Annotated in this window: 20 protein-coding genes; all 20 read right to left on the reverse strand. The window is 59.4% G+C overall.

What is annotated here, in order from left to right; genetic code table 11:
• Positions 1-139 precede the first annotated feature (139 nt).
• Positions 140-1,138, reverse strand: coding sequence for an ADP-ribosylglycohydrolase family protein (locus ACIF4X_RS16315; RefSeq protein WP_397482924.1), 999 nt, complete (start codon positions 1,136-1,138; stop codon positions 140-142).
• A complete protein-coding gene (locus ACIF4X_RS16320; RefSeq protein ID WP_397482925.1) occupies positions 1,135-1,848 on the reverse strand; it encodes a GntR family transcriptional regulator in 714 nt (237 codons plus the stop codon). The genes ACIF4X_RS16315 and ACIF4X_RS16320 overlap by 4 nt, the downstream gene beginning before the upstream one ends.
• Before the next feature lie 267 nt (positions 1,849-2,115).
• Positions 2,116-3,084, reverse strand: coding sequence for an L-arabinose ABC transporter permease AraH (gene araH / locus ACIF4X_RS16325; RefSeq protein WP_034155398.1), 969 nt, complete (start codon positions 3,082-3,084; stop codon positions 2,116-2,118).
• A gap of 12 nt (positions 3,085-3,096) precedes the next feature.
• A complete protein-coding gene (gene araG / locus ACIF4X_RS16330) occupies positions 3,097-4,641 on the reverse strand; it encodes an L-arabinose ABC transporter ATP-binding protein AraG (protein ID WP_397482926.1) in 1,545 nt (514 codons plus the stop codon).
• Between the two features lie 53 nt (positions 4,642-4,694).
• Positions 4,695-5,699: a substrate-binding domain-containing protein gene (locus ACIF4X_RS16335; RefSeq protein WP_397482927.1), complete on the reverse strand. Its 1,005-nt coding sequence runs from the start codon at positions 5,697-5,699 to the stop codon at positions 4,695-4,697.
• A 135-nt stretch (positions 5,700-5,834) separates the two neighbouring features.
• Positions 5,835-6,653 (reverse strand): SDR family oxidoreductase, encoded by an 819-nt coding sequence (locus tag ACIF4X_RS16340; protein ID WP_158960024.1) that lies wholly within the window; start codon positions 6,651-6,653, stop codon positions 5,835-5,837.
• A gap of 271 nt (positions 6,654-6,924) precedes the next feature.
• Positions 6,925-7,800 (reverse strand): SMP-30/gluconolactonase/LRE family protein, encoded by an 876-nt coding sequence (locus ACIF4X_RS16345; protein WP_397482928.1) that lies wholly within the window; start codon positions 7,798-7,800, stop codon positions 6,925-6,927.
• A 136-nt stretch (positions 7,801-7,936) separates the two neighbouring features.
• Complete coding sequence (locus tag ACIF4X_RS16350) at positions 7,937-8,653, reverse strand: FadR/GntR family transcriptional regulator (RefSeq protein ID WP_397482929.1); 717 nt, start codon at positions 8,651-8,653, stop codon at positions 7,937-7,939.
• A 197-nt stretch (positions 8,654-8,850) separates the two neighbouring features.
• Positions 8,851-9,411: a DUF1285 domain-containing protein gene (locus ACIF4X_RS16355; RefSeq protein ID WP_397482930.1), complete on the reverse strand. Its 561-nt coding sequence runs from the start codon at positions 9,409-9,411 to the stop codon at positions 8,851-8,853.
• Between the two features lie 15 nt (positions 9,412-9,426).
• Complete coding sequence (locus tag ACIF4X_RS16360; RefSeq protein ID WP_064120365.1) at positions 9,427-10,032, reverse strand: DUF4823 domain-containing protein; 606 nt, start codon at positions 10,030-10,032, stop codon at positions 9,427-9,429.
• A gap of 171 nt (positions 10,033-10,203) precedes the next feature.
• Complete coding sequence (locus ACIF4X_RS16365) at positions 10,204-11,172, reverse strand: GTP 3',8-cyclase MoaA (RefSeq protein WP_397482931.1); 969 nt, start codon at positions 11,170-11,172, stop codon at positions 10,204-10,206.
• Positions 11,173-11,309: 137 nt separating this feature from the next.
• Positions 11,310-11,948, reverse strand: coding sequence for a TetR/AcrR family transcriptional regulator (locus ACIF4X_RS16370; RefSeq protein WP_007908276.1), 639 nt, complete (start codon positions 11,946-11,948; stop codon positions 11,310-11,312).
• Positions 11,949-12,299: 351 nt separating this feature from the next.
• Positions 12,300-13,091, reverse strand: a complete 792-nt coding sequence (locus ACIF4X_RS16375) for a TatD family hydrolase (protein ID WP_397482932.1) — start codon at positions 13,089-13,091, stop codon at positions 12,300-12,302.
• Positions 13,092-13,105: 14 nt separating this feature from the next.
• Entirely contained in the window at positions 13,106-13,462 is a 357-nt protein-coding gene (locus ACIF4X_RS16380; RefSeq protein ID WP_007908272.1) for a PilZ domain-containing protein, read from the reverse strand.
• Between the two features lie 42 nt (positions 13,463-13,504).
• Positions 13,505-14,488, reverse strand: a complete 984-nt coding sequence (locus ACIF4X_RS16385) for a DNA polymerase III subunit delta' (protein WP_397482933.1) — start codon at positions 14,486-14,488, stop codon at positions 13,505-13,507.
• Complete coding sequence (gene tmk / locus ACIF4X_RS16390) at positions 14,481-15,113, reverse strand: dTMP kinase (RefSeq protein WP_397482934.1); 633 nt, start codon at positions 15,111-15,113, stop codon at positions 14,481-14,483. Before tmk ends, ACIF4X_RS16385 begins: the two co-directional genes overlap by 8 nt.
• Positions 15,114-15,132: 19 nt before the next feature.
• Positions 15,133-16,308, reverse strand: a complete 1,176-nt coding sequence (gene mltG, locus ACIF4X_RS16395) for an endolytic transglycosylase MltG (protein ID WP_397482935.1) — start codon at positions 16,306-16,308, stop codon at positions 15,133-15,135.
• 3 nt (positions 16,309-16,311) lie between these two features.
• Positions 16,312-17,127 carry an aminodeoxychorismate lyase gene (gene pabC, locus ACIF4X_RS16400; RefSeq protein WP_397482936.1) on the reverse strand — a complete coding sequence of 272 codons (816 nt, stop codon included), beginning with the start codon at positions 17,125-17,127 and terminating at the stop codon, positions 16,312-16,314.
• Entirely contained in the window at positions 17,127-18,371 is a 1,245-nt protein-coding gene (gene fabF / locus ACIF4X_RS16405; protein ID WP_397482937.1) for a beta-ketoacyl-ACP synthase II, read from the reverse strand. Before fabF ends, pabC begins: the two co-directional genes overlap by 1 nt.
• A gap of 111 nt (positions 18,372-18,482) precedes the next feature.
• The coding region (gene acpP, locus ACIF4X_RS16410; protein ID WP_397482939.1) for an acyl carrier protein at positions 18,483-18,645 on the reverse strand (163 nt) is incomplete at its 5' end.

The following is an 18,645-nucleotide window of genomic DNA, read 5'->3' on the forward strand; positions in this document are numbered from 1 at the left end:
CATTGCGGGTGAATGATTCAACAATTTTGGTGCGCCTATCGCTGGCAAGCCAGCTCCCACAGGGATCGGGGTGTACACAAATTTGTGTTCACAGCAAAAACCTGTGGGAGCTGGCTTGCCAGCGATGGCGTCAGCCCAATCAGCGCAAAGCCAACAGCCCCTGCACCAACGGCTCAAGCTCCAGATGATTAACGGCCTTCACCGTATCAATCATCTCGACAGGCCAACTCTCAAGACCCAGGCAGGCCCCGAGCATGGCGCCGAGAATCGCCGCGATGGTGTCGGTGTCACCGCCAAGGCTGGCGGCCATGCACAGCGCCTCGAACGCGTTCATCTCACCGACCGCCACTTGCTGCGCCAGTGCAAACGAAACCACCACCGACTCCTGCGACGCCACCGAAGTACCGATCACGTCGTAGAGCAGATCCGCCAGCAATGCCTTGTCGCTATCGACACTGATAGTGCGCGCCCAACTGATGCGTGAAGCAATGCGTCCGCCAGCGACCCAGTGACCTTGCGATTCTGCTTGCTGAGCGATTTGCTGACCGAGGTTCAACGCCTCGCCCAGGTCCATGCCATTAATGCCGGCAGACACCACCGCCGCCACCGCCGCCGCACTGGAAATCCCCAGCGTGGTGTTGTGGGTCACCTGACAGGCTTGCACCACCGCCGCAATAAAGCGCTCGGGATCGGTAACATCTGCCGCGATCCCCACCGGCGTGATGCGCATTGCCGCACCGTTGGTGGTGCCGTAGCGTCCAGCCTCTTCCGGCGAGTGGCCGGCGAGAATCATTTCAATGGCGCGTTTGGTCGACGGCCCGAGCAAGTCCTGCGAGCCCTTGGCCTGCATCTCGGCTTCCCACTCGATCAAGCGTTGCGCGAGGATCGCCGGTTCGATGCGGCCCTTGCCTTCGACCAGCAATTCGCCGACCAGAATCGCCTGTTCGGTGTCGTCGGTGATCGAGCCTTTGGGCATGTTCGCGGCGATCGGCTGTAACGGACCGGCGTCTTGCAGATCGGTGATCTGGCCAAAACGGGTCTTGATGGTTTCGCGGTTCAGCGATTGCGTCGGCATGCCCAGCGCATCACCGAGGGCCAGGCCATAGAAAGCGCCGAGGGCACGGTTGAGCGCGGTCATTTCGATTCTCCAAATTGCAGATGCAGACGGAAATGCACCGGGTCGAGCAGGCTTTCGACCATCTCCATGAAACGGTTCTGGCGGTCGTAGGTGGTGCGCAACGCCTTGAGGAAAACGGTGCCGGCCGGGCGGCCGAGCAGTTCCGCATCTTCGGCATTCAGCGGTTCGGCGCCGATCCATTGATCGCCGCGTTCGCCGATGTAGCCGTAGGCAGCCAGGGTGATGGTCAGGGAGTTGTCGATCAGACCGACGCGCGGCAGGCTTTCCAGGCCGCCGGTCGCCGGCATCAAAGAGCGTTCGAGGGACACCAGCGTGCCTTCGTTGGAGCGACGACGGCGGTCGAGGGTGATGAATTGGTCAGTGCCGAACCGCGAGAGCAGATCGGGCCGGGTCACGGCTTCCAGACGCAACACTTCGGTATTGATCATCGCGCCGCTGTCGGCCAGCGCCTGCGCCCAGCCGCTGCGCTGGTCGAGCGCCACGCCGTCGAACGTGACGATGGAGCCGACGCCGCTTTGTGTGGCGATGTAATTGCGCCGTTTCAGTTCGGCCAGCGCTTCGCGCAGCGTGCCTCGGCTAACGTTGAATTCTTGAGCCAACTGATGCTCGCCGGGCAACAGAAAGCCGTCCTCCATGAGGCCGCTCTCGATGCGCCGGACGAGTTCGTCGACCACCCGTTGTTTCTTGTCAAATCGTACCTGTCTAATCATGTACAAATTGATAACCGAAACGGGTGCGGGCGAGCAAGGTAAATTTAGGGGTAGTGACGAAAGGCGGGAAAATCAAAAGCCCCTCACCCTAGCCCTCTCCCGGAGGGAGAGGGGACTGAATGGGGGATATTTGGGAGATACATCGACCTGAAAGTGCTTTGCCGAATCCATAATCGACGAGAACTTTCAGGTCGACGGATCACGCAAGACACCTCGGTCGGCCCCCTCTCCCTCCGGGAGAGGGCTGGGGTGAGGGTAGCTTTTGACTCAACGTTGTTTGAGGCGGTCAATCACCACAGCCAACAGCAAGATCGAACCACGAATCACATACTGATAAAACGTATCAATGTTCTTCAAGTTCATCGCATTCTCAATGATCGCCAGAATCAACACGCCGGCAATCACATGCCGAATCATACCGATCCCGCCACTCAACGACACCCCGCCCAACACGCAAGCCGAGATCACCGTCAGCTCAAACCCCTGACCAATCATCGGCTGCCCCGACGTCATCCGCGACGCCAGAATCACCCCGGCCAACGCACCAATCACGCCGTGCACGGCAAAGATAATGATCTTGGTCCGATCAACATTCACGCCTGCCAACAACGCTGCTTCCTGGTTGCCACCGATAGCCATGGTGTTGCGCCCGTAGGTGGTGTAGTTCAGCAGCCAGCCAAAAAACAGAAAGCACACGATCGTGATCAGAATCGGCACCGGCACGCCAAACAACTGGCCGTTACCGAATACGAAGAACGATTCCTGCGACACGCCCACCGCTTTGCCGTTGGCAAAAATGTACGCCAGACCGCGAACGATCTGCATGGTCGCCAACGTCGTGATCAACGCATTGACGCGCAACTTGGCAATCACAATCCCGTTGATCAGCCCGACAATCAGGCCCATCACCAACGCTGCACTGACACCGAGAAACACGCTGTTGGTGTCGCGCATCACCACTGCCGCGACTACACCGGCACAGGCAATCACCGAGCCCACCGACAAGTCGAAATGCCCCGATGCCAGGCAATACAACATCGTGCACGCGGCGATCCCGGTAGTGGAAATCGCCAGGCCCAGGCCGCGCATGTTCAGCGGCGAGAGGAAGTTGTCGATCAGCAGCGTGCAGGCGATGAAGATGCCGATCGCCGCCAGCAGCATGACCCAGTCATCGAGGAAGCGGCGCATGTCCAAAGGTTTGCGCGCGGTCGGCAGGGTTTCGTTTTGGGTTGTCATCATAGTCACCTCTCAGTTCGCCACGCCGTCAGCGCGGTGGCGCGGCAAAGCCAGTTGCAGCAGGTTGGATTCATTGGCCTGGTCACGGCTGATTTCGCCGCGCAGGGCGCCTTCGCAGAGCACCAGGATGCGGTCGGAAATGCCCATCACTTCCATCAGGTCGCTGGACACCACGATCACCGAAATGCCCTCGGCGGCGAGGTTATGGATGATCTGATAGATCTCGGCTTTGGCGCCGATGTCGATGCCGCGCGTCGGTTCGTCGAGCAGCAAGACCTTCATCGGCATCGACAGCCAGCGACCGAGAATGGCCTTCTGCTGATTGCCGCCGGAAAGGAATTTGATCTGCTGGCCGGCGTGCGGGGTTTTCACTTTCAGCGCTTTGATTTGTTTATCGGCGTTACCCTTTTCCCACAGACCACGAATCAGGCAACCGAGGCCGGAGTTGGCCCCGCGCGCACTGATGTTGATGTTCTCGGCGACGCTGGCCAGCGGGATGATGCCTTCCTTCTTGCGATCCTCCGGGCACAGCAGAATCCCAGCGGCAATCGCGTCGCGCGGTGAGCGCAATTTCAGTTCATGGCCACGCAGTTCAAGACGTCCGGCGGTGTTGCGCTCAAGACCGCTGAGCAGGCGAAACAGTTCGGTGCGCCCTGCCCCGACCAGTCCGAACAGGCCAAGGATTTCACCTTTGTGCGCCTCGAAACTGATCGGCTCGCGCAGGCCCGGGCCGAGCAAACCGTCGACCTTCAGCGCCACGGCGCCGCGTGGACGATGGCGATAGTCGTAGATGTCCTGAATGTCGCGCCCGACCATGCAGGTCACCAGTTGATCGTGGGTCAACTGGCTCATGTCCTCAAAGGTGCGCACGTAGCGACCATCCTTGAACACCGTCACCGCGTCGCAGATGCGGAACACTTCTTCCATGCGATGCGAGACGTAAAGCACGACTTTGCCCTCGTCACGCAGGCGCCCGATGATCGCCATCAAGCGGTCGATCTCACGGGCCGAAAGACTGCTGGTCGGTTCGTCGAAAGCGATCACATGGGCGCCGCGCGACAGCGCTTTGGCAATTTCCACCAGTTGTCGCTGGCCGAGGGACAGGCGCCCGACCTTGGTCTGCGGATCGATTTCGTCGGCCAGGCCTTTCAGGCAATTCAGCGCTTGTTGGCGCAGTGTGCTGCGATTGATCAAACCGAAACTGGCCGGCAGATGGCCGAGAAACAGGTTCTCGGCAACGGTCATTTCCGGGACCAGATGCAGCTCTTGGTGAATCACCGCGACGCCGCTGCCGATGCTGTCGGCGGTCGACTTGAACGCCATGGTTTGCTCGCCGATCTGCAACTCGCCGCTGCTCGGGATGTAAGCGCCGCCGAGGATTTTCAGCAGGGTCGATTTACCGGCACCGTTCTCGCCCATCAAGGCGTGAACCTGGCCGGGATGCGCGACGAAACTGATAGCGTCCAGCGCCTTCACCCCGGGAAAGGTTTTACCAATCCCGCTGAAGCGCAGGCTGCCGCTGGCGCTGTGTTGTTGTGTCTGTACTTGCGCGTGCATAAAGCCACCTCTTCACACCGAAAAACGGCCCGGCTGCCCGGGCCGTCGCTGCATCAGTTCCACAAGCCGATTTTTTCCAGCTCTTGCTTGAAGTTTTCGCGGGTGATCAGGGTGACGTCGTCCATCGCGGTGTACTTCGGCGGCTCTTTGCCGGTGGTGACCCACTCGTACATCATCTCGGCGGTCTTGTAGCCTTCGATGTGCGGGCTTGGCAGCATCGAGCCGAAGAAGCCGCTGTTAGGCTTTTTCAGTTCGCCGATGGCGTCGGTGCCGTTGATGCCGATGCCGATCACATTGGCCGCAGCAAAACCGGCGGCTTCGGTGGCGCGTACGCCGCCGAGCACGGTGTTGTCGTTCATGCCGCCGATGATCAGGTTTTTCGCCGCGCTCGGCAGTTTCACCAGCGCCGAGTTGGTGGCATCCATGCTGCCGGGTACGTCGAGGGTTTTCAGTGCGGCGAACAGAATGTGGTCTTTCGGCATGCCGGCGTCTTCAAGGGATTTCACCGAGCCGTCGGTGCGTTTCTTGCCGGTGTCCAGTTCGTTGTAGGTGTTGACCACGGCGTAAGTGTCTTTCCAGTCCCAATTACGCTTCTTCGCTTCGGCGACCATGGCATTGCCTTGCTTCTGGCCGACTTCGAACGCGGCCATGCCGAGGTACGGCACGTCTTCCATGAACTTGCCGTTGGCGTCGACAAAGCGGTCGTCGACGGCAATCACTTTCAGGTCATTGAGTTTGGCTTTGGCCATGATCGCCGGGCCGAGCGAGACATCCGGCGGGCAGATCACAAAGCCCTTGGCGCCGTTGGCCGCCAGACTGTCGATGGCCGACAGGGTTTTCTCGCCATCCGGCACGGCGATCTTGATCAATTCGAAGCCCTTGTCCTTGGCGGCTTTCTCGGCGAAGGCCCACTCGGTCTGAAACCATGGCTCTTCAGCCTGCTTGACCAGAAAACCGATTTTCACAGTGTCGGCAGCGAGCAGCGCACTGCTCAGGCTGAATGCAGTGACCGCCAGGGCGGTAGTGCACAGGGTACGAATCCCGAAACGACGTTTCATAAGCTGACTCCTTGTTATTTTTTTTGAGCAATGTTTGAAAAGCGTTAAAGCGTGTTCCTGCAAAGCCTGTTGAAAATAGTCATATCGTATGATGATTGGATTTCAAACGGACTTATCCGTGTGAAAGGCCTTCGCTCAGTCGTGGTACATCACCGAGCGACCACCATCGATGGTGATGCATGACGCATTGATGAACGGTGCTTCATCGCTGGCCAGAAACACCGCAGTCATCGCCACTTCGAGCGGCTGACCGATGCGTTTCGGCGGGTGCAGATCGAAAGCTCGCTGACGCTCGGCGTGCGGATCGGCGAAACCGTTCCAGTAATCGACGTTCAATTGGGTTTCGATGTAGCCAGGCGCGATTGCGTTAACGCGAATTCCCTTTGCGGCGTATTCAATGCCGAGTGCGCGGGTCAGGCCGAGCAAGCCATGCTTGGCCACCGGATACGGGAAGCAGCCGGGAATGATGTGGCTGGAATGGGTCGAGGCGATGTTGATGATGCTGCCGACACCCTGCTCGATCATCTGCGGCAGCACCGCTTTGCAGCCGAACCAGGCGCCGTCCAGGTCGATGGCGAAGCAGCGGCGCCAGTCTTCCTCGGTCATTTCCAATGGATCGCGGAACACGTTGACCCCGGCGCAATTGACCAGCACATCAATGCGCCCATGCAGTTCAACGGCGCGTTTGGCCATGGCGTGCAGATCCTGCTGACGCGAGACATCCGCCTTCAGCGCCTGCACATCAAAGCCCTGTTCGCGCCAGTGCGCGGCAACCTGCTCGACTTTCTCGGCCTGAATATCGCTGATGACCAGTTTTGCTTGCTGCGACGCGAACGCGGCGACGATGGCTTCGCCGATGCCTTGCGCAGCACCGGTCAGCAGCACGACCTTGTTTTTCAGACGCTCGCCCTTCGGCGGTGCGGGCACCGGCGGCAGGGAAAGAGGTTCAGCCATGGAACAGGACTCCTGTTTCGCGAGCACAAAAAAACCGGGCATCTGCCGATGTCCGGTCTGGAAGGCGGTTGGAACGAAACAGGCAAGCGCAGCCGACAGCTTGGGGCCGTTGCGAGACGCGGACTCCACACGGGAGTGCGATAGACATTCGCTGCATCACTTCACCTGTTTTGTTCTTTTTAAGTGTGAGTGCGTGTTACTGCTGTTGCCGACTATAAACCCGACCGCTAAATAATCTCAATATATAATTTTGCATCCCATATTTTGGGATTTAATCTGCAAAGCGCGTACAGAGTTTTCCTGCAACATCAACCCGCATCGACAGCACCGCACCGTCCAATGCATGGCTGTGCGGGCTCTTGGCGCTGGTGATGAACAGGGTTTTCAGGTCCTCGCCGCCGAAAACGCAACTGGTTGGACGGCTGACCGGTAGATCGATTTTGCGATCGACCTTGCCTTCAGGCGTCAGGCGCAACAGACAACTACCGTCCCAACGGGCATTCCACACATAGCCTTCGGCATCCATCGCCGAACCGTCCGGGCCACCCTGCTGATCGGGGCCGTACCAGACTTGAGCGGCATCGAGATTGCCGTCGGTGTGAATGAAGTAGCGGTGCAGCGTGCTGTCCATGCTGTCGCCGAACAGCAGCGTGGTGCCGTCGTCACTCCACAGCAAGGTATTGGGAATTCCCAGATTGCGCAGTAAGGGTGTGACGCGTTTATCCGGATCGATCCGGAACAGGCCGCCGGAGCGACGGGTGATCGGCAGGTCTTCGCCGTTCTCGCCGATGTTGTTTTGCATGGTGCCGAGCCACAGTCGACCTTGGCCATCGCAGCGCGCTTCATTAGGGCGGTTTCCGGGTTGCGGGTCGGCGACACAGAACAGCGTCAGGCGCGGTTCGAGTCCCGGGGAGTCGAGATCGAGGCGGTAGACGCCGCTAGTCAGTGTCACCAGCGCGTCGCCGCTGTTGCAGGGGATGAACGCGGAAACATGCTCGGGCATCTGCCAGATCTGCACGTTTTGGCCGATCAGGCGCAGGGCCTGTTTGCCGGCGATGTCGACCCAGTACAGCGCCTGAGTCGGCGCGTCCCAGAACGGGCCTTCACCGAGTTGGGCGCGGTGTTGGGTCAGGGCGGTCCACGGCATATCAACTCCTCGGATCTTGTTGTTATTTAATGTGGGAGCGAGCCTGCTCGCGAAAGCGTCGTGTCAGTCGATGCATGAGTTACCTGATACACAGCCTTCGCGAGCAGGCTCGCTCCCACAGGGGATCTCGGTTTATTCAGCCGGCTTTCCTGCCGGCCATGACTTTCGGGTAGAAGCGTTTGATCGCCAGATCCGCGTTGTCGATCAGGGTCATGCACGCCCACACACCGCGCGCGGAATCGCGGGCGGCGATGGCGTCGGCCATGTCCTTGTGGATCGGCAAAGTGCGGCGCAGTTCATCCGGGTCGGCCGCAGAGACTTCAAATGACACTGCGAGCAACGCGCCGAGCGCCGGGACCATTTGTTCGATGAACTGATTGTGGCTCGCCGCAAGGATGCATTCGTGGAAGACCTGATCGGCGTGGTTGTAATCGGTGCCGCTGTCGACCGCGCGCTCGAGGGCGTTGTAAGCCAGTTGCACCGCTTCAATCTGTTCCAGCGTCGCACGCTCGCAGGCCCAGCGCACGGCCATCGGTTCGATGGTGCGGCGCAGGTCGAGCAAGTCATCGACGAAGTTTTCCGGCAGGCCATTACGTGACAGCCAACCGACGACCTGCGGATCGAACAGGTTCCAGCGCCGCACCGGCAATACGCGGGTGCCGACTTTCGGCCCGACTTCGAGCATGCCTTTGGCAACGAGGGTTTTGATCGCTTCGCGGATGACCGTGCGGCTCACGCCGAGCTGTTCGCCGAGATCGGCCTCGACCTTGATGGTCTGCCCTGGTTTGACCTGGCCAGCGGCTATCCAGCTGCCCAGCCAGTCGACCGTGGATGCGTGAAAGCTGCTGGACATGAACACCTCAAAGCGGATCGCGATGGGTGATCAAGCTAATCATCATACGATTAACAGTCAATCAGGATTTTTCAAGCAATTCACAAAACCACTGTGGGAGCGAGCTTGCTCGCGAAAGCGGTGTATCAGTCACCTTTAACATTGACTGACAGTCCGCCTTCGCGAGCAAGCTCGCTCCCACAGTGGTTGGTTGGTATTCAGGGTTCGAGGCCGATGCGGAAGAACTCACCGCCGCTCCACACACCGAGCCAGCGCTGCCCGTCGATTTCGCGGCCGACCGCCAGCTCCACCAGTTGATAGAACACATTGCGGTGGATCAGCGCTTCAAGGTTGGTACGCACATGCACGTAGGGCGCCGGCTCTTGGGTAGCGGGATCAATCTCGACGCGGATCGGATGCTCCGGCCCGGCCTCGGCGGTTTCATCAACGTTGGTGGTAAAGCGCAACAGCTGCGCATCTCCTTCGCCTTCAACCTCAACGGCAATCGCCACAAACGGCGCATCGTCCACCTTGATCCCGACCTTCTCGACTGGCGTGATCAGGAAATAATCATCGCCGTCGCGGCGCATGATCGTGGAGAACAATTTGACCATCGGCTTGCGCCCGATCGGCGTGCCCAGGTAATACCAGGTGCCGTCGCGGGCGATGCGCATGTCGATGTCGCCGCAGAAGTCCGGGTTCCACAAGTGCACCGGCGGCAAGCCCTTGGTTTTGGGGATCTGTCCCAACAGGTCATTGGCTTTTTGCGGGCCACTCATGGCGTTCTCCTTGAATTATTGGTCGCCGACTCCCAACAGGCTGCGCGCGTACTGGGCCAGCGGCGGGCCGATCAGGTCTTCGGGCTTGCTGTCGTGGAACGTCAGTAAACCGCCACGACTCTTGATCCGTGCAGTATCAATCAAATACTGGGTGCTGGTCTCGATCAACATGATCTGAATCACGCCACCGTCGATGCCGAGGCGATCCACGGCTTCCTGATCAAGCCATTCATCGGAGTTGCCGATACGGTCGTCAGCCTTGGCGAAGCGGGTGTACAGCAAGTAATGCGCGCCGGCATCGCGAGCTTCGCCCATGGCCTGATCGAGGCCTTCGGGCGCGCGGGCGCGGCGGACCATCGGGAAGTACTCGACGAAGCCCTTGAACGCTTCTTCGGCCACCACGTTGGGTCGCGGGTAGGAACCGCCCGGCGGCGCGAACGCGCCTTGAGCGATGTAGATGAACGAGTCCGGCTGAATGCGGAAGTTGTTCACGCGGCGGCTGTCGCTGTGATCCAGCAAGCCCGCGTCGCTCATCTGGTAGCGAGTGCCTTCGGCCATATCGCTGACAGTCATACAGCCGCCAAGCGCCAAAACGGCCAGCAGCAAAACCAGGCTACGCATCCTATTCCTCCAGAGGCCGGTGACGGAAAACCGGCGAATGGCCGTTGGATGCAGCTTTTGCGCCAGCTCTGAAAATTCGTTGATTGTAAGATCGTATTCGCGAGCAAGCTCGCCCCCACATTTGGAATGCGTTCAACCTGTGGGAGCTAGCCTGCTAGCGATGAGGGATGTTCAGCCGCCGATAATCTTCATGACGGTGGCACCGCCGGAGAACGCCACTTCCTGCTTGTCGCCCAACGCCTTGACCAACAAGCGCTGGAGCGCCGGCAACGCCTGATGGCGCGGCTTGTCGAGCAGATCACCAACATAGTGGCGGTTGCTCGACGACAGGCAGCCATGCAGCCACCCGGTCGACGACAGGCGCAAGCGCGAGCACGTCCGGCAGAACGGCACGCTTTCGTTGGCGATCACGCCAAAGTTGCCCAGCCCGGGGATCGCGTAGCGCACGGCCGTAGCGTCCACTGGCGCGTCGGTTTGCGCGTACTCATAACGTTCGCCAATCAGCTCCAGCAACTGCTGCAGGCTGACGAACTGTTGCAGGAACGCATTGTTGTCCTTGGCCAGGTGGCCCATGCGCATCAACTCGATGAAGCGCAATTCGTATCCGCGCTCCAGGCAGTAATCCAGCAGCGGCATGACCTGATCGAGGTTTTGTCCGCGCAACGGCACCATATTGACCTTGATCCTCATCCCCGCCGCTGCGGCCTGGTCCATGCCGTCGAGCACGGTGGCCAGATCGCCGCCACGGGCGATACTGCGAAACGCGCTGGCATCGAGGGTATCGAGGGACACGTTGATCCGGCGCAGACCGGCATCGACCAGCAGCGGCAGTTTTTTAGCGAGGAGTTGACCGTTGGTTGTCAGGCTGATGTCTTCCAGGCCCATCTTGCCGACAGCGGTCATGAACGATTCAAGCTTGGGGCTGACCAGCGGTTCACCGCCAGTGATGCGCAGACGCTCGATGCCGGCGGCTTCGATCAGATACGCCACGCCACGCGCCATGGCTTCAGCCGACAGCTCATCCTGCGCAGCCACCAGCCGCTTGCCGTTGGGCACGCAGTAGGTACACGCGTAATTGCAGGCGGAGGTCAGGCTGATGCGCAAATTGCGAAAACGCCTGCCTTGACGGTCAACGATCATGATCACTCCGGCGATAGAATTTCGAGCCGCTAAAACTTGACTCACAAATCAAGTTTTAGCAAGCCCTATGCCTGAGTATATTCCTGCGGTACTGCGTCATGTAGCGAAATCATGGCGCAATAAGGCTGCTGAATGGCTCAGCTGCTTGGGGTTTCCGGATCGCGCTTGCGCTTGTTGCCCATGCGCACGCCGATGTCCATCAGGAACTGGAAGAAACCTTCCTGATCTTCCAGCACGTTGCTCCAGAACGGCGAGTGATACAGCGCCACAGCGCCGTGCACCAGCGCCCAGGATGCGCAGTAGTGGAAGTACGGCGGCACGTCTTCGAGCTTGCCTTCGCTGATGCGGCCCTTGATCAACAAGGTCAGGCGTTCAAAATTCGAGGCACGGATCTTGTGCAACTCCTCGACCATCTCCGGCACCTGATTGCCCTTGACCACCTTCTCTTCGAGACGGTCGAACAGGCGATAACGCTGCGGGTCACGCATGCGGAATTCGAAGTAGGCGCGGGACAGCGCTTCCTTGTCCTTGTCGACATCGGCCGAATGCAGCAGCTCGTTCAAATCGCGCTCGTAATCGAGCATCAGGCGCAGATAAATCTCGGCCTTGGATTTGAAGTGCTTGTAGATCGTGCCTTTGCCGATACCCACGGCATCAGCAATCATCTCGACGGTGACACTGTCTTCACCTTGATCGAGGAACAGCTTGAGCGCGGTATCGAGAATTTCTTGCTCGCGGCGACGAAACTCACGGACCTTACGAGGTTCTTTGTGCATAAGAAAAGGTCTGAAGGGTCAAAATTCGAAGCCGCGTATTATGCCTAACTTGCGCAAAAATGCACGGATCATCCGACCATATCTGTGTTTCTTGTTCATTTTGAGAACGTTTTGGGCGCAATGAGAACTCAACTGAAGCGAACGTATTCCAAATTTGTTTAAAAACCCCGACCGGCTAACTGGACTGCACGCCAGACTGATCAATACTTGAACTGTCGGGCGACATCTCCCCCAAGTGTCGCGCCGATAAAGGTACCAAGGGACCGCGTGCCTTTGTTTTACTCCTAATGGTCTTAACCCGGATTCACCCCCCAGAACCCGGGTTTTTTTTGCCTGCGATTTGGCTTCCGCTTACAGGGCAGATTTAACACTGGCCAGCGGGAACAGACGCTTGAAATTCTCGGTGGTCTGCTCGGCAAAACGCTCGTAGTTTTCTCCGCGCAGCATCGCCAGGAATTCCGCCACCTCACGCACGTACTGCGGCAGATTGGGCTTGCCACGATAAGGGATCGGCGCCAGATACGGCGAATCAGTTTCCACCAGCAGGCGATCGGCCGGGACCTTGCTCGCGACATCACGCAACGCATCGGCATTGCGGAACGTCACGATACCCGACAGAGAAATGTAATAACCCATGTCCAGCGCCGCTTTGGCCATGTCCCAGTCTTCGGTGAAGCAATGCAGCACACCGGCCTGCGGCAGTGCCGCTTCGCGCAGCAACTCAAGGGTATCGGCACGGGCACCACGGGTGTGGATGATCACCGGTTTACCGGTCTGCTGCGCCGCTTGCAAGTGCAGACGGAATGATTCCTGCTGAAGCTCGGCGGCTTCCGGCTCGTAGTGATAATCCAGACCGGTTTCACCGATCGCCACCACTTTCGGGTGATTGAGCTCGTGCAACAGCCAGTCCAGCGCAGGTGCCGCGCCGGGTTGCACATCGAGCGGATGCACGCCGACCGAGCAATCAACGTCTTCGTAACGCTCAGCCAGCGCTTTGACGTCGGCGGCGTTGTCGGCACTCACGCCGATGCACAGAAAGTGCCCTACCCCGCGCAGCCGGGCTGCATCGAGTGCGGCATCCAGCGAGCCATCATGGGCGGCGAGGTCGAGACGATCAAGGTGACAATGGGAATCTACAAGCATAAAAAGACGGCTACTTACATCGTATGAGTGGGACGGTCGGATTTAAGCGCTCCGGCCAGATGGGTTTCGATGCGACTGCGCGCGGTGTTGTCGCCGTCATTGAACTGCACGCCGACACCGGCAGCGCGATTGCCTTGCGCCCCTTTGGGGGTGATCCAGGCGACCTTGCCGGCCACCGGAATCTTCTCGGCCTCGTCCATCAGGTTGAGCAGCATGAACACCTCATCGCCCAACCTGTAACTCTTGTTGGTCGGGATGAACAAGCCACCATTCTTGATGAACGGCATGTAAGCGGCGTAGAGCACCGACTTGTCCTTGATGGTCAGGGACAAAATGCCGTTGCGCGGCCCCGGGCTGACGGGTTCATTCATGTTGACCTCCACTGCTGATGTTCAGAGTCTAGGTACACATTGTTATCTTTGACCAGGCAATCCCGCCCATTGCACCAACAACGCCTCCAGCAGCAAGGCCGGATTGAGGTTGGCCTTGCTCATGACTTTCTGGCGCTGCGCCAGTATCCAGTCCTGAATCTCGAGGACTTTGCCCTGCGCGCTTTTCTGCGCCAGATACTGCACAACCTTGCGCATGTCGGTCAGGCCGAGGCCTGCTTCATCCTGGGTCAATTGATAGCGCAGGATCAGGCTCGACCAGTCGCAGAACCAGTCGAACAGACGCAGCATCGGAATGCTTTTCCATTCTTCGGCCAGTTGTGTCGGCGATTGCTGTTGCTTGAGCAGCTTTTTCACGCCTTCAACCACTTGCGCGCGCTGCTCGCGCACGCCCTGCGATTGCAGACTGACCGCCATCAGCGGCGATCCGGCCGCTAGCGTCAGCAATTCGACACGTTCTTCTTCGGAGCATTCCGGCAGCGCCTGAGCCAGCCATTGCAGGCTCATCGCTTCGCCCGGCAACGGACAGGCCTGCTGCACGCAACGACTCTTGATCGTCGGCAGCAAACGACTTGTCTGGTGGCTGACCAACAGCAAAACCGTATCGCCGGAAGGCTCCTCAAGGCTTTTCAGCAAGGCGTTGGCGGCGTTGATATTCATCGACTCGACCGGCTCGATCAACACCACTTTGCGCCCGCCAAGCTGCGCGGTCTGCACCACGAAGCTGACCAGATCACGCACCTGATCGACCTTGATCGCCTTGTCGGCTTCTTCTGGTTCGAGAATGTAATTATCCGGGTGACTGCCAGCCTTGAGCAGCAGGCAGGATTTGCACTCGCCGCAGGCTTGCGGCGTCGGCCGCTGGCACAACAGGCTGGCCATCAAGCGTTCGGCCAACGCGCGTTTGCCGATGCCGGCCGGGCCATGCAGCAGATAGGCGTGGGCGTGCTGCTTACGCCCGGCCAGTTGCTGCCAGAGACTGTCCTGCCATGGATAGGCTTCAGCCACGAGCCAGCTCCAGCAAGTTCGGAATCAACGTATCGAGCGATTGTTGAACCTTGGCCAATGGCTGGCCGGCATCGATGCGTACATAACGTGCAGGATCGGCTTCGGCGCGCTTGAGGAAAGCGCTACGCACAGCCTCGAAAAAAGCCCGGCCTTCCAATTCAAAACGATCCAGACGACCACGGGCACTGGCGCGGGCCAGACCGATTTCCACCGGCAGATCGAAAATCAGCGTCAGGTCCGGACTCAGATCGCCTTGCACAAAGGTTTCCAGCGCGGCGATGCGCTCCAGCGACAAGCCGCGACCGCCGCCCTGATAGGCGTAAGTGGAATCGGTAAAGCGATCGCACAGCACCACCGCGCCCCGGGCCATGGCCGGACGAATCACCTCGGCCAGATGCTGGGCACGCGCGGCGAATACCAGCAACAGCTCGGCATCCGGATTCATGACTTCGTCGGCCGGTGCCAACAGCACCTCGCGAATCCGCTCGGCCAGCGGCGTGCCACCGGGCTCACGGGTCAGCACCACTTCGATACCGGCGGCGCGCAGGCGCTCGGCGAGGTATTCGCGGTTGGTGCTTTTGCCGGCGCCTTCCGGGCCTTCCAGGGTAATAAACAAGCCAGTCACAGGCAGTCCTTTATCAACGTCATTGCGTGTTTTGTGGGGCGGCGGCTTCTGGAGTCGGCGCTGGCTCCTGTGGTGCAACTTGTGGCAACGACTCCGGTGATAGATCCGGAGATGCCGCAGGAATCGCATCCTCGGCTGCGGGAGCCGCTTCAGGCGTTTGCGCCGGCGCAGGGCTGGAGCGGTAATCCGCACGGCGCTTGAGCTGATACTCACGCACCGCATTGTTATGTGCATCGAGATCGTCAGAGAACACATGACTGCCGTCACCACGCGCAACAAAGTACAGACTGGTGCCGTCTACCGGGTTCAATGCCGCGTGAATTGCTTCGCGGCCAACCATCGCGATCGGCGTCGGCGGCAAGCCGGGGATCACGTAAGTGTTATACGCCGTCGGCTCTTTGAGATGCGCACGGGTCAACTTGCCGGTATAGCGATCGCCCAGACCATAGATGACGGTCGGATCGGTCTGCAGCTGCATGCCCAAGGCCATGCGACGCACGAAGACACCGGCAATCTGCCCACGCTCCTGCGGCACGCCGGTTTCCTTCTCGACCAGCGAAGCCATGATCAGCGCTTGGTAAGGTTCGGTGTACGGCACATCGGCAGAACGACTTTCCCATTCTTTCGCCAGAACTTCATCAAGGCGATCAAAGGCTTTCTTCAGCAATTCGGCATCGGACATGCCGCGCACGAATCGGTAGGTATCGGGGAAGAAACGTCCTTCCGGGAACAAACCTTTGTGGCCAATCTTCGCCATGACGTCGCTGTCGCTCAAACCGTTCAGGGTCTGTTCGATCTTTTCATCTTTGGCCAACGCGGCGCGCACTTGGTGGAAATTCCAGCCTTCCACCAGCGTCAGGCTGTACTGCACCACTTCACCGCGCTTCCACACGTCGATCAGACCGTTGACGGTCATACCCGGCTGCATGCGGTATTCGCCGCTGTGGATCGGTGTACCGGCGAGGTTGAAGCGCCAATAGACCCGCAGCCAGAATGCGTCCTTGATGACGCCATCGGTTTCAAGCGAAAGGAAAGTACGAGTCGGTGTCGAGCCTTTCGGCACATCCAGCAGTTCTTCCTGCGTGATGTTCAGAGGCTGCTCCAGTGCGGAGTGAATCTTCCAGGCGCTGGCGCCCAGCAACAGCCCTGCCAGAACCAGTCCGGTTTCCAGCAGCAGCAAAAGTTTACGTCTCACAAATCAGGCATCCAGTAGGGCGCGGGCAATGGTTTGCAGTTTACGGGTGAGCGGGCCAACCGGCCAGCTCAGTGCAGCGTAGGCGCGTACCGGCCAGACGCCATACACGCTGTTGCAGACAAACACTTCATCGGCCCATTGCAGCTGTTCGAGGCTGATGTCGGCGATTTGTGTGGGGATGGCCAATGACTCGGCCTGAAACAATATTTCGGCGCGCATCACACCGGCGACGCCACAACGCTTCAGGTCCGGCGTGATTAACACACCGTCGCGCACCAGAAACAGATTACTGAACACACCCTCGATCACTCGACCGGCCTGATCGAGCATCAAGCCTTCGGCGTGCTCGTTGTCCTGCCATTCGGCACGGGCGAGCACCTGCTCCAGTCGATTGAGGTGTTTGAGTCCGGCGAGTAGCGGCTGCTTGGCCAGGCGCGTGCAGCACGGAAACAGGCGAACGCCTTGCTCAGCATGAACAGCAGGATAAGCAACAGGCGGATTGCCTTGCAGGATGCGTCGACCCGACGCCGTGGGATCTGGCGCATAACCGCGCAAACCATCGCCACGAGTGAGAATGAGCTTGAGCACACCCTCGCCCATCGCCGCCGCATAACTCAGCAGCTCATGGTGAATCCGCTCGATATCGGCCGCAATGGCCAAACGCGAACAGCCATCGGCCAGACGCGTCAGGTGTCGATCCAGCAGGATCGGCCGGCCGCGACGCACGGCGATGGTCTCGAACAGACCATCGCCGTAAGCCAGGCCGCGATCTTTCAGCGACAGAGCGTCAGCCGGTTGACCGTCGACCCAACTGTCCATCAGCCTGCGAACCGGCGGAATGCCAGGGTGCCGTTAGTGCCGCCAAAACCGAAGGAGTTGGACAGCACGACATCGATGTCCATGTTGCGCGCAGTGTGCGCCACGAAATCGAGATCGCAGCCTTCGTCCGGCTCGTCGAGGTTGATGGTCGGCGGTGCGACCTGGCTGTTGATCGCCAGCACGCTGAAGATCGCCTCGACCGCGCCCGCCGCACCCAACAGGTGACCGGTCATCGACTTGGTGGAGCTGACCGCCAGTTTGTAGGCGTGATCACCGAACACGGTCTTGATCGCATTGGCTTCGGCGAGGTCGCCGGCCGGGGTCGATGTGCCGTGGGCGTTGATGTATTGCACTTGATCGATGTTGATCTTCGCATCGCGCAACGCGTTGGTGATGCAGCGTGCCGCACCGGCGCCGTCGGCGGGTGGCGAAGTCATGTGGAACGCATCGCCACTGGTGCCAAAGCCGATCAGCTCGGCATAGATGGTCGCACCGCGCGCCTTGGCATGCTCAAGTTCTTCGAGAACCAGTGCACCGGCACCGTCGGACAGCACGAAACCGTCGCGGCCCTTGTCCCATGGACGGCTGGCGCGGGTCGGCTCGTCGTTGCGGGTCGACAGTGCACGGGACGCGCCGAAGCCGCCCATGCCCAGACCGCATGCAGCCATCTCGGCACCGCCGGCGATCATCACGTCGGCTTCGTCGTACATGATGTTGCGCGCCGCCATGCCAATGCAGTGGGTACCGGTGGTACACGCGGTGGCGATGGCGTAGTTAGGTCCCTGTGCACCCAGGTGGATGGACAGGAAACCGGAAATCATATTGATGATCGAGCCTGGCACGAAGAATGGCGAGATTCGACGCGGACCCGTCTCATGCAGCGTACGGCTGGTTTCTTCGATGTTGGTCAGACCGCCGATCCCCGAACCCATGGCCACGCCAATGCGTTCACGGTTGGCGTCGGTGACTTCCAGACCGGCGTTGCGTACGGCTTGAAAGCCTGCGGCGAGGCCGTACTGAATGAACAGGTCGAGCTTGCGCGCTTCCTTGACCGACAGGTATTCCTCGACATTGAAGCCCTTTACCGAGCCGCCAAAGCGGGTGGAATAGGCAGAAAGGTCGGTGTGTTCGATCAGACCAATGCCACTGCGGCCAGCCAGAATGCCCTGCCAACTGCTCGGCACATCCGTGCCCAGTGGCGACAACATACCCATACCGGTGACTACGACGCGTCTACGCGACACAGCACTCTCCTTTTTCAAATGACGACGACTTTGCATCAGACCTAAAGAAAAAACCGCACGCCATGATGGCAGTGCGGTTTTTCCATGACAGCAAACAACGATTACAAGCTATTACGCCTGATGGTTAGTAACGTAATCGATTGCAGCTTGTACAGTAGTGATCTTCTCAGCTTCTTCGTCAGGGATTTCGGTCTCGAATTCCTCTTCCAGAGCCATCACCAGGTCAACGGTGTCAAGGGAGTCGGCACCCAGGTCTTCTACGAAGGAAGCAGTG

The sequence above is a fragment of the Pseudomonas sp. NPDC085632 genome (genome assembly GCF_044541255.1).
In the GTDB taxonomy this organism is placed as follows: domain Bacteria; phylum Pseudomonadota; class Gammaproteobacteria; order Pseudomonadales; family Pseudomonadaceae; genus Aquipseudomonas.

Excerpts from the sequence above, each read along its gene's own strand:
- ACIF4X_RS16350 (WP_397482929.1), bottom strand. The coding sequence starts at position 8,653 with ATGTCCAGCAGCTTTCACGCATCCACGGTCGACTGGCTGGGCAGCTGG.
- ACIF4X_RS16370 (WP_007908276.1), bottom strand. The coding sequence starts at position 11,948 with ATGCACAAAGAACCTCGTAAGGTCCGTGAGTTTCGTCGCCGCGAGCAA.
- ACIF4X_RS16365 (WP_397482931.1), bottom strand. The coding sequence starts at position 11,172 with ATGATCGTTGACCGTCAAGGCAGGCGTTTTCGCAATTTGCGCATCAGC.
- ACIF4X_RS16315 (WP_397482924.1), bottom strand. The coding sequence starts at position 1,138 with ATGACCGCGCTCAACCGTGCCCTCGGCGCTTTCTATGGCCTGGCCCTC.
- araG (WP_397482926.1), bottom strand. The coding sequence starts at position 4,641 with ATGCACGCGCAAGTACAGACACAACAACACAGCGCCAGCGGCAGCCTG.
- pabC (WP_397482936.1), bottom strand. The coding sequence starts at position 17,127 with ATGGACAGTTGGGTCGACGGTCAACCGGCTGACGCTCTGTCGCTGAAA.
- ACIF4X_RS16380 (WP_007908272.1), bottom strand. The coding sequence starts at position 13,462 with ATGAATGAACCCGTCAGCCCGGGGCCGCGCAACGGCATTTTGTCCCTG.
- ACIF4X_RS16360 (WP_064120365.1), bottom strand. The coding sequence starts at position 10,032 with ATGCGTAGCCTGGTTTTGCTGCTGGCCGTTTTGGCGCTTGGCGGCTGT.
- araH (WP_034155398.1), bottom strand. The coding sequence starts at position 3,084 with ATGACAACCCAAAACGAAACCCTGCCGACCGCGCGCAAACCTTTGGAC.
- ACIF4X_RS16375 (WP_397482932.1), bottom strand. The coding sequence starts at position 13,091 with ATGCTTGTAGATTCCCATTGTCACCTTGATCGTCTCGACCTCGCCGCC.
- ACIF4X_RS16345 (WP_397482928.1), bottom strand. The coding sequence starts at position 7,800 with ATGCCGTGGACCGCCCTGACCCAACACCGCGCCCAACTCGGTGAAGGC.
- ACIF4X_RS16355 (WP_397482930.1), bottom strand. The coding sequence starts at position 9,411 with ATGAGTGGCCCGCAAAAAGCCAATGACCTGTTGGGACAGATCCCCAAA.
- ACIF4X_RS16320 (WP_397482925.1), bottom strand. The coding sequence starts at position 1,848 with ATGATTAGACAGGTACGATTTGACAAGAAACAACGGGTGGTCGACGAA.
- ACIF4X_RS16335 (WP_397482927.1), bottom strand. The coding sequence starts at position 5,699 with ATGAAACGTCGTTTCGGGATTCGTACCCTGTGCACTACCGCCCTGGCG.
- ACIF4X_RS16340 (WP_158960024.1), bottom strand. The coding sequence starts at position 6,653 with ATGGCTGAACCTCTTTCCCTGCCGCCGGTGCCCGCACCGCCGAAGGGC.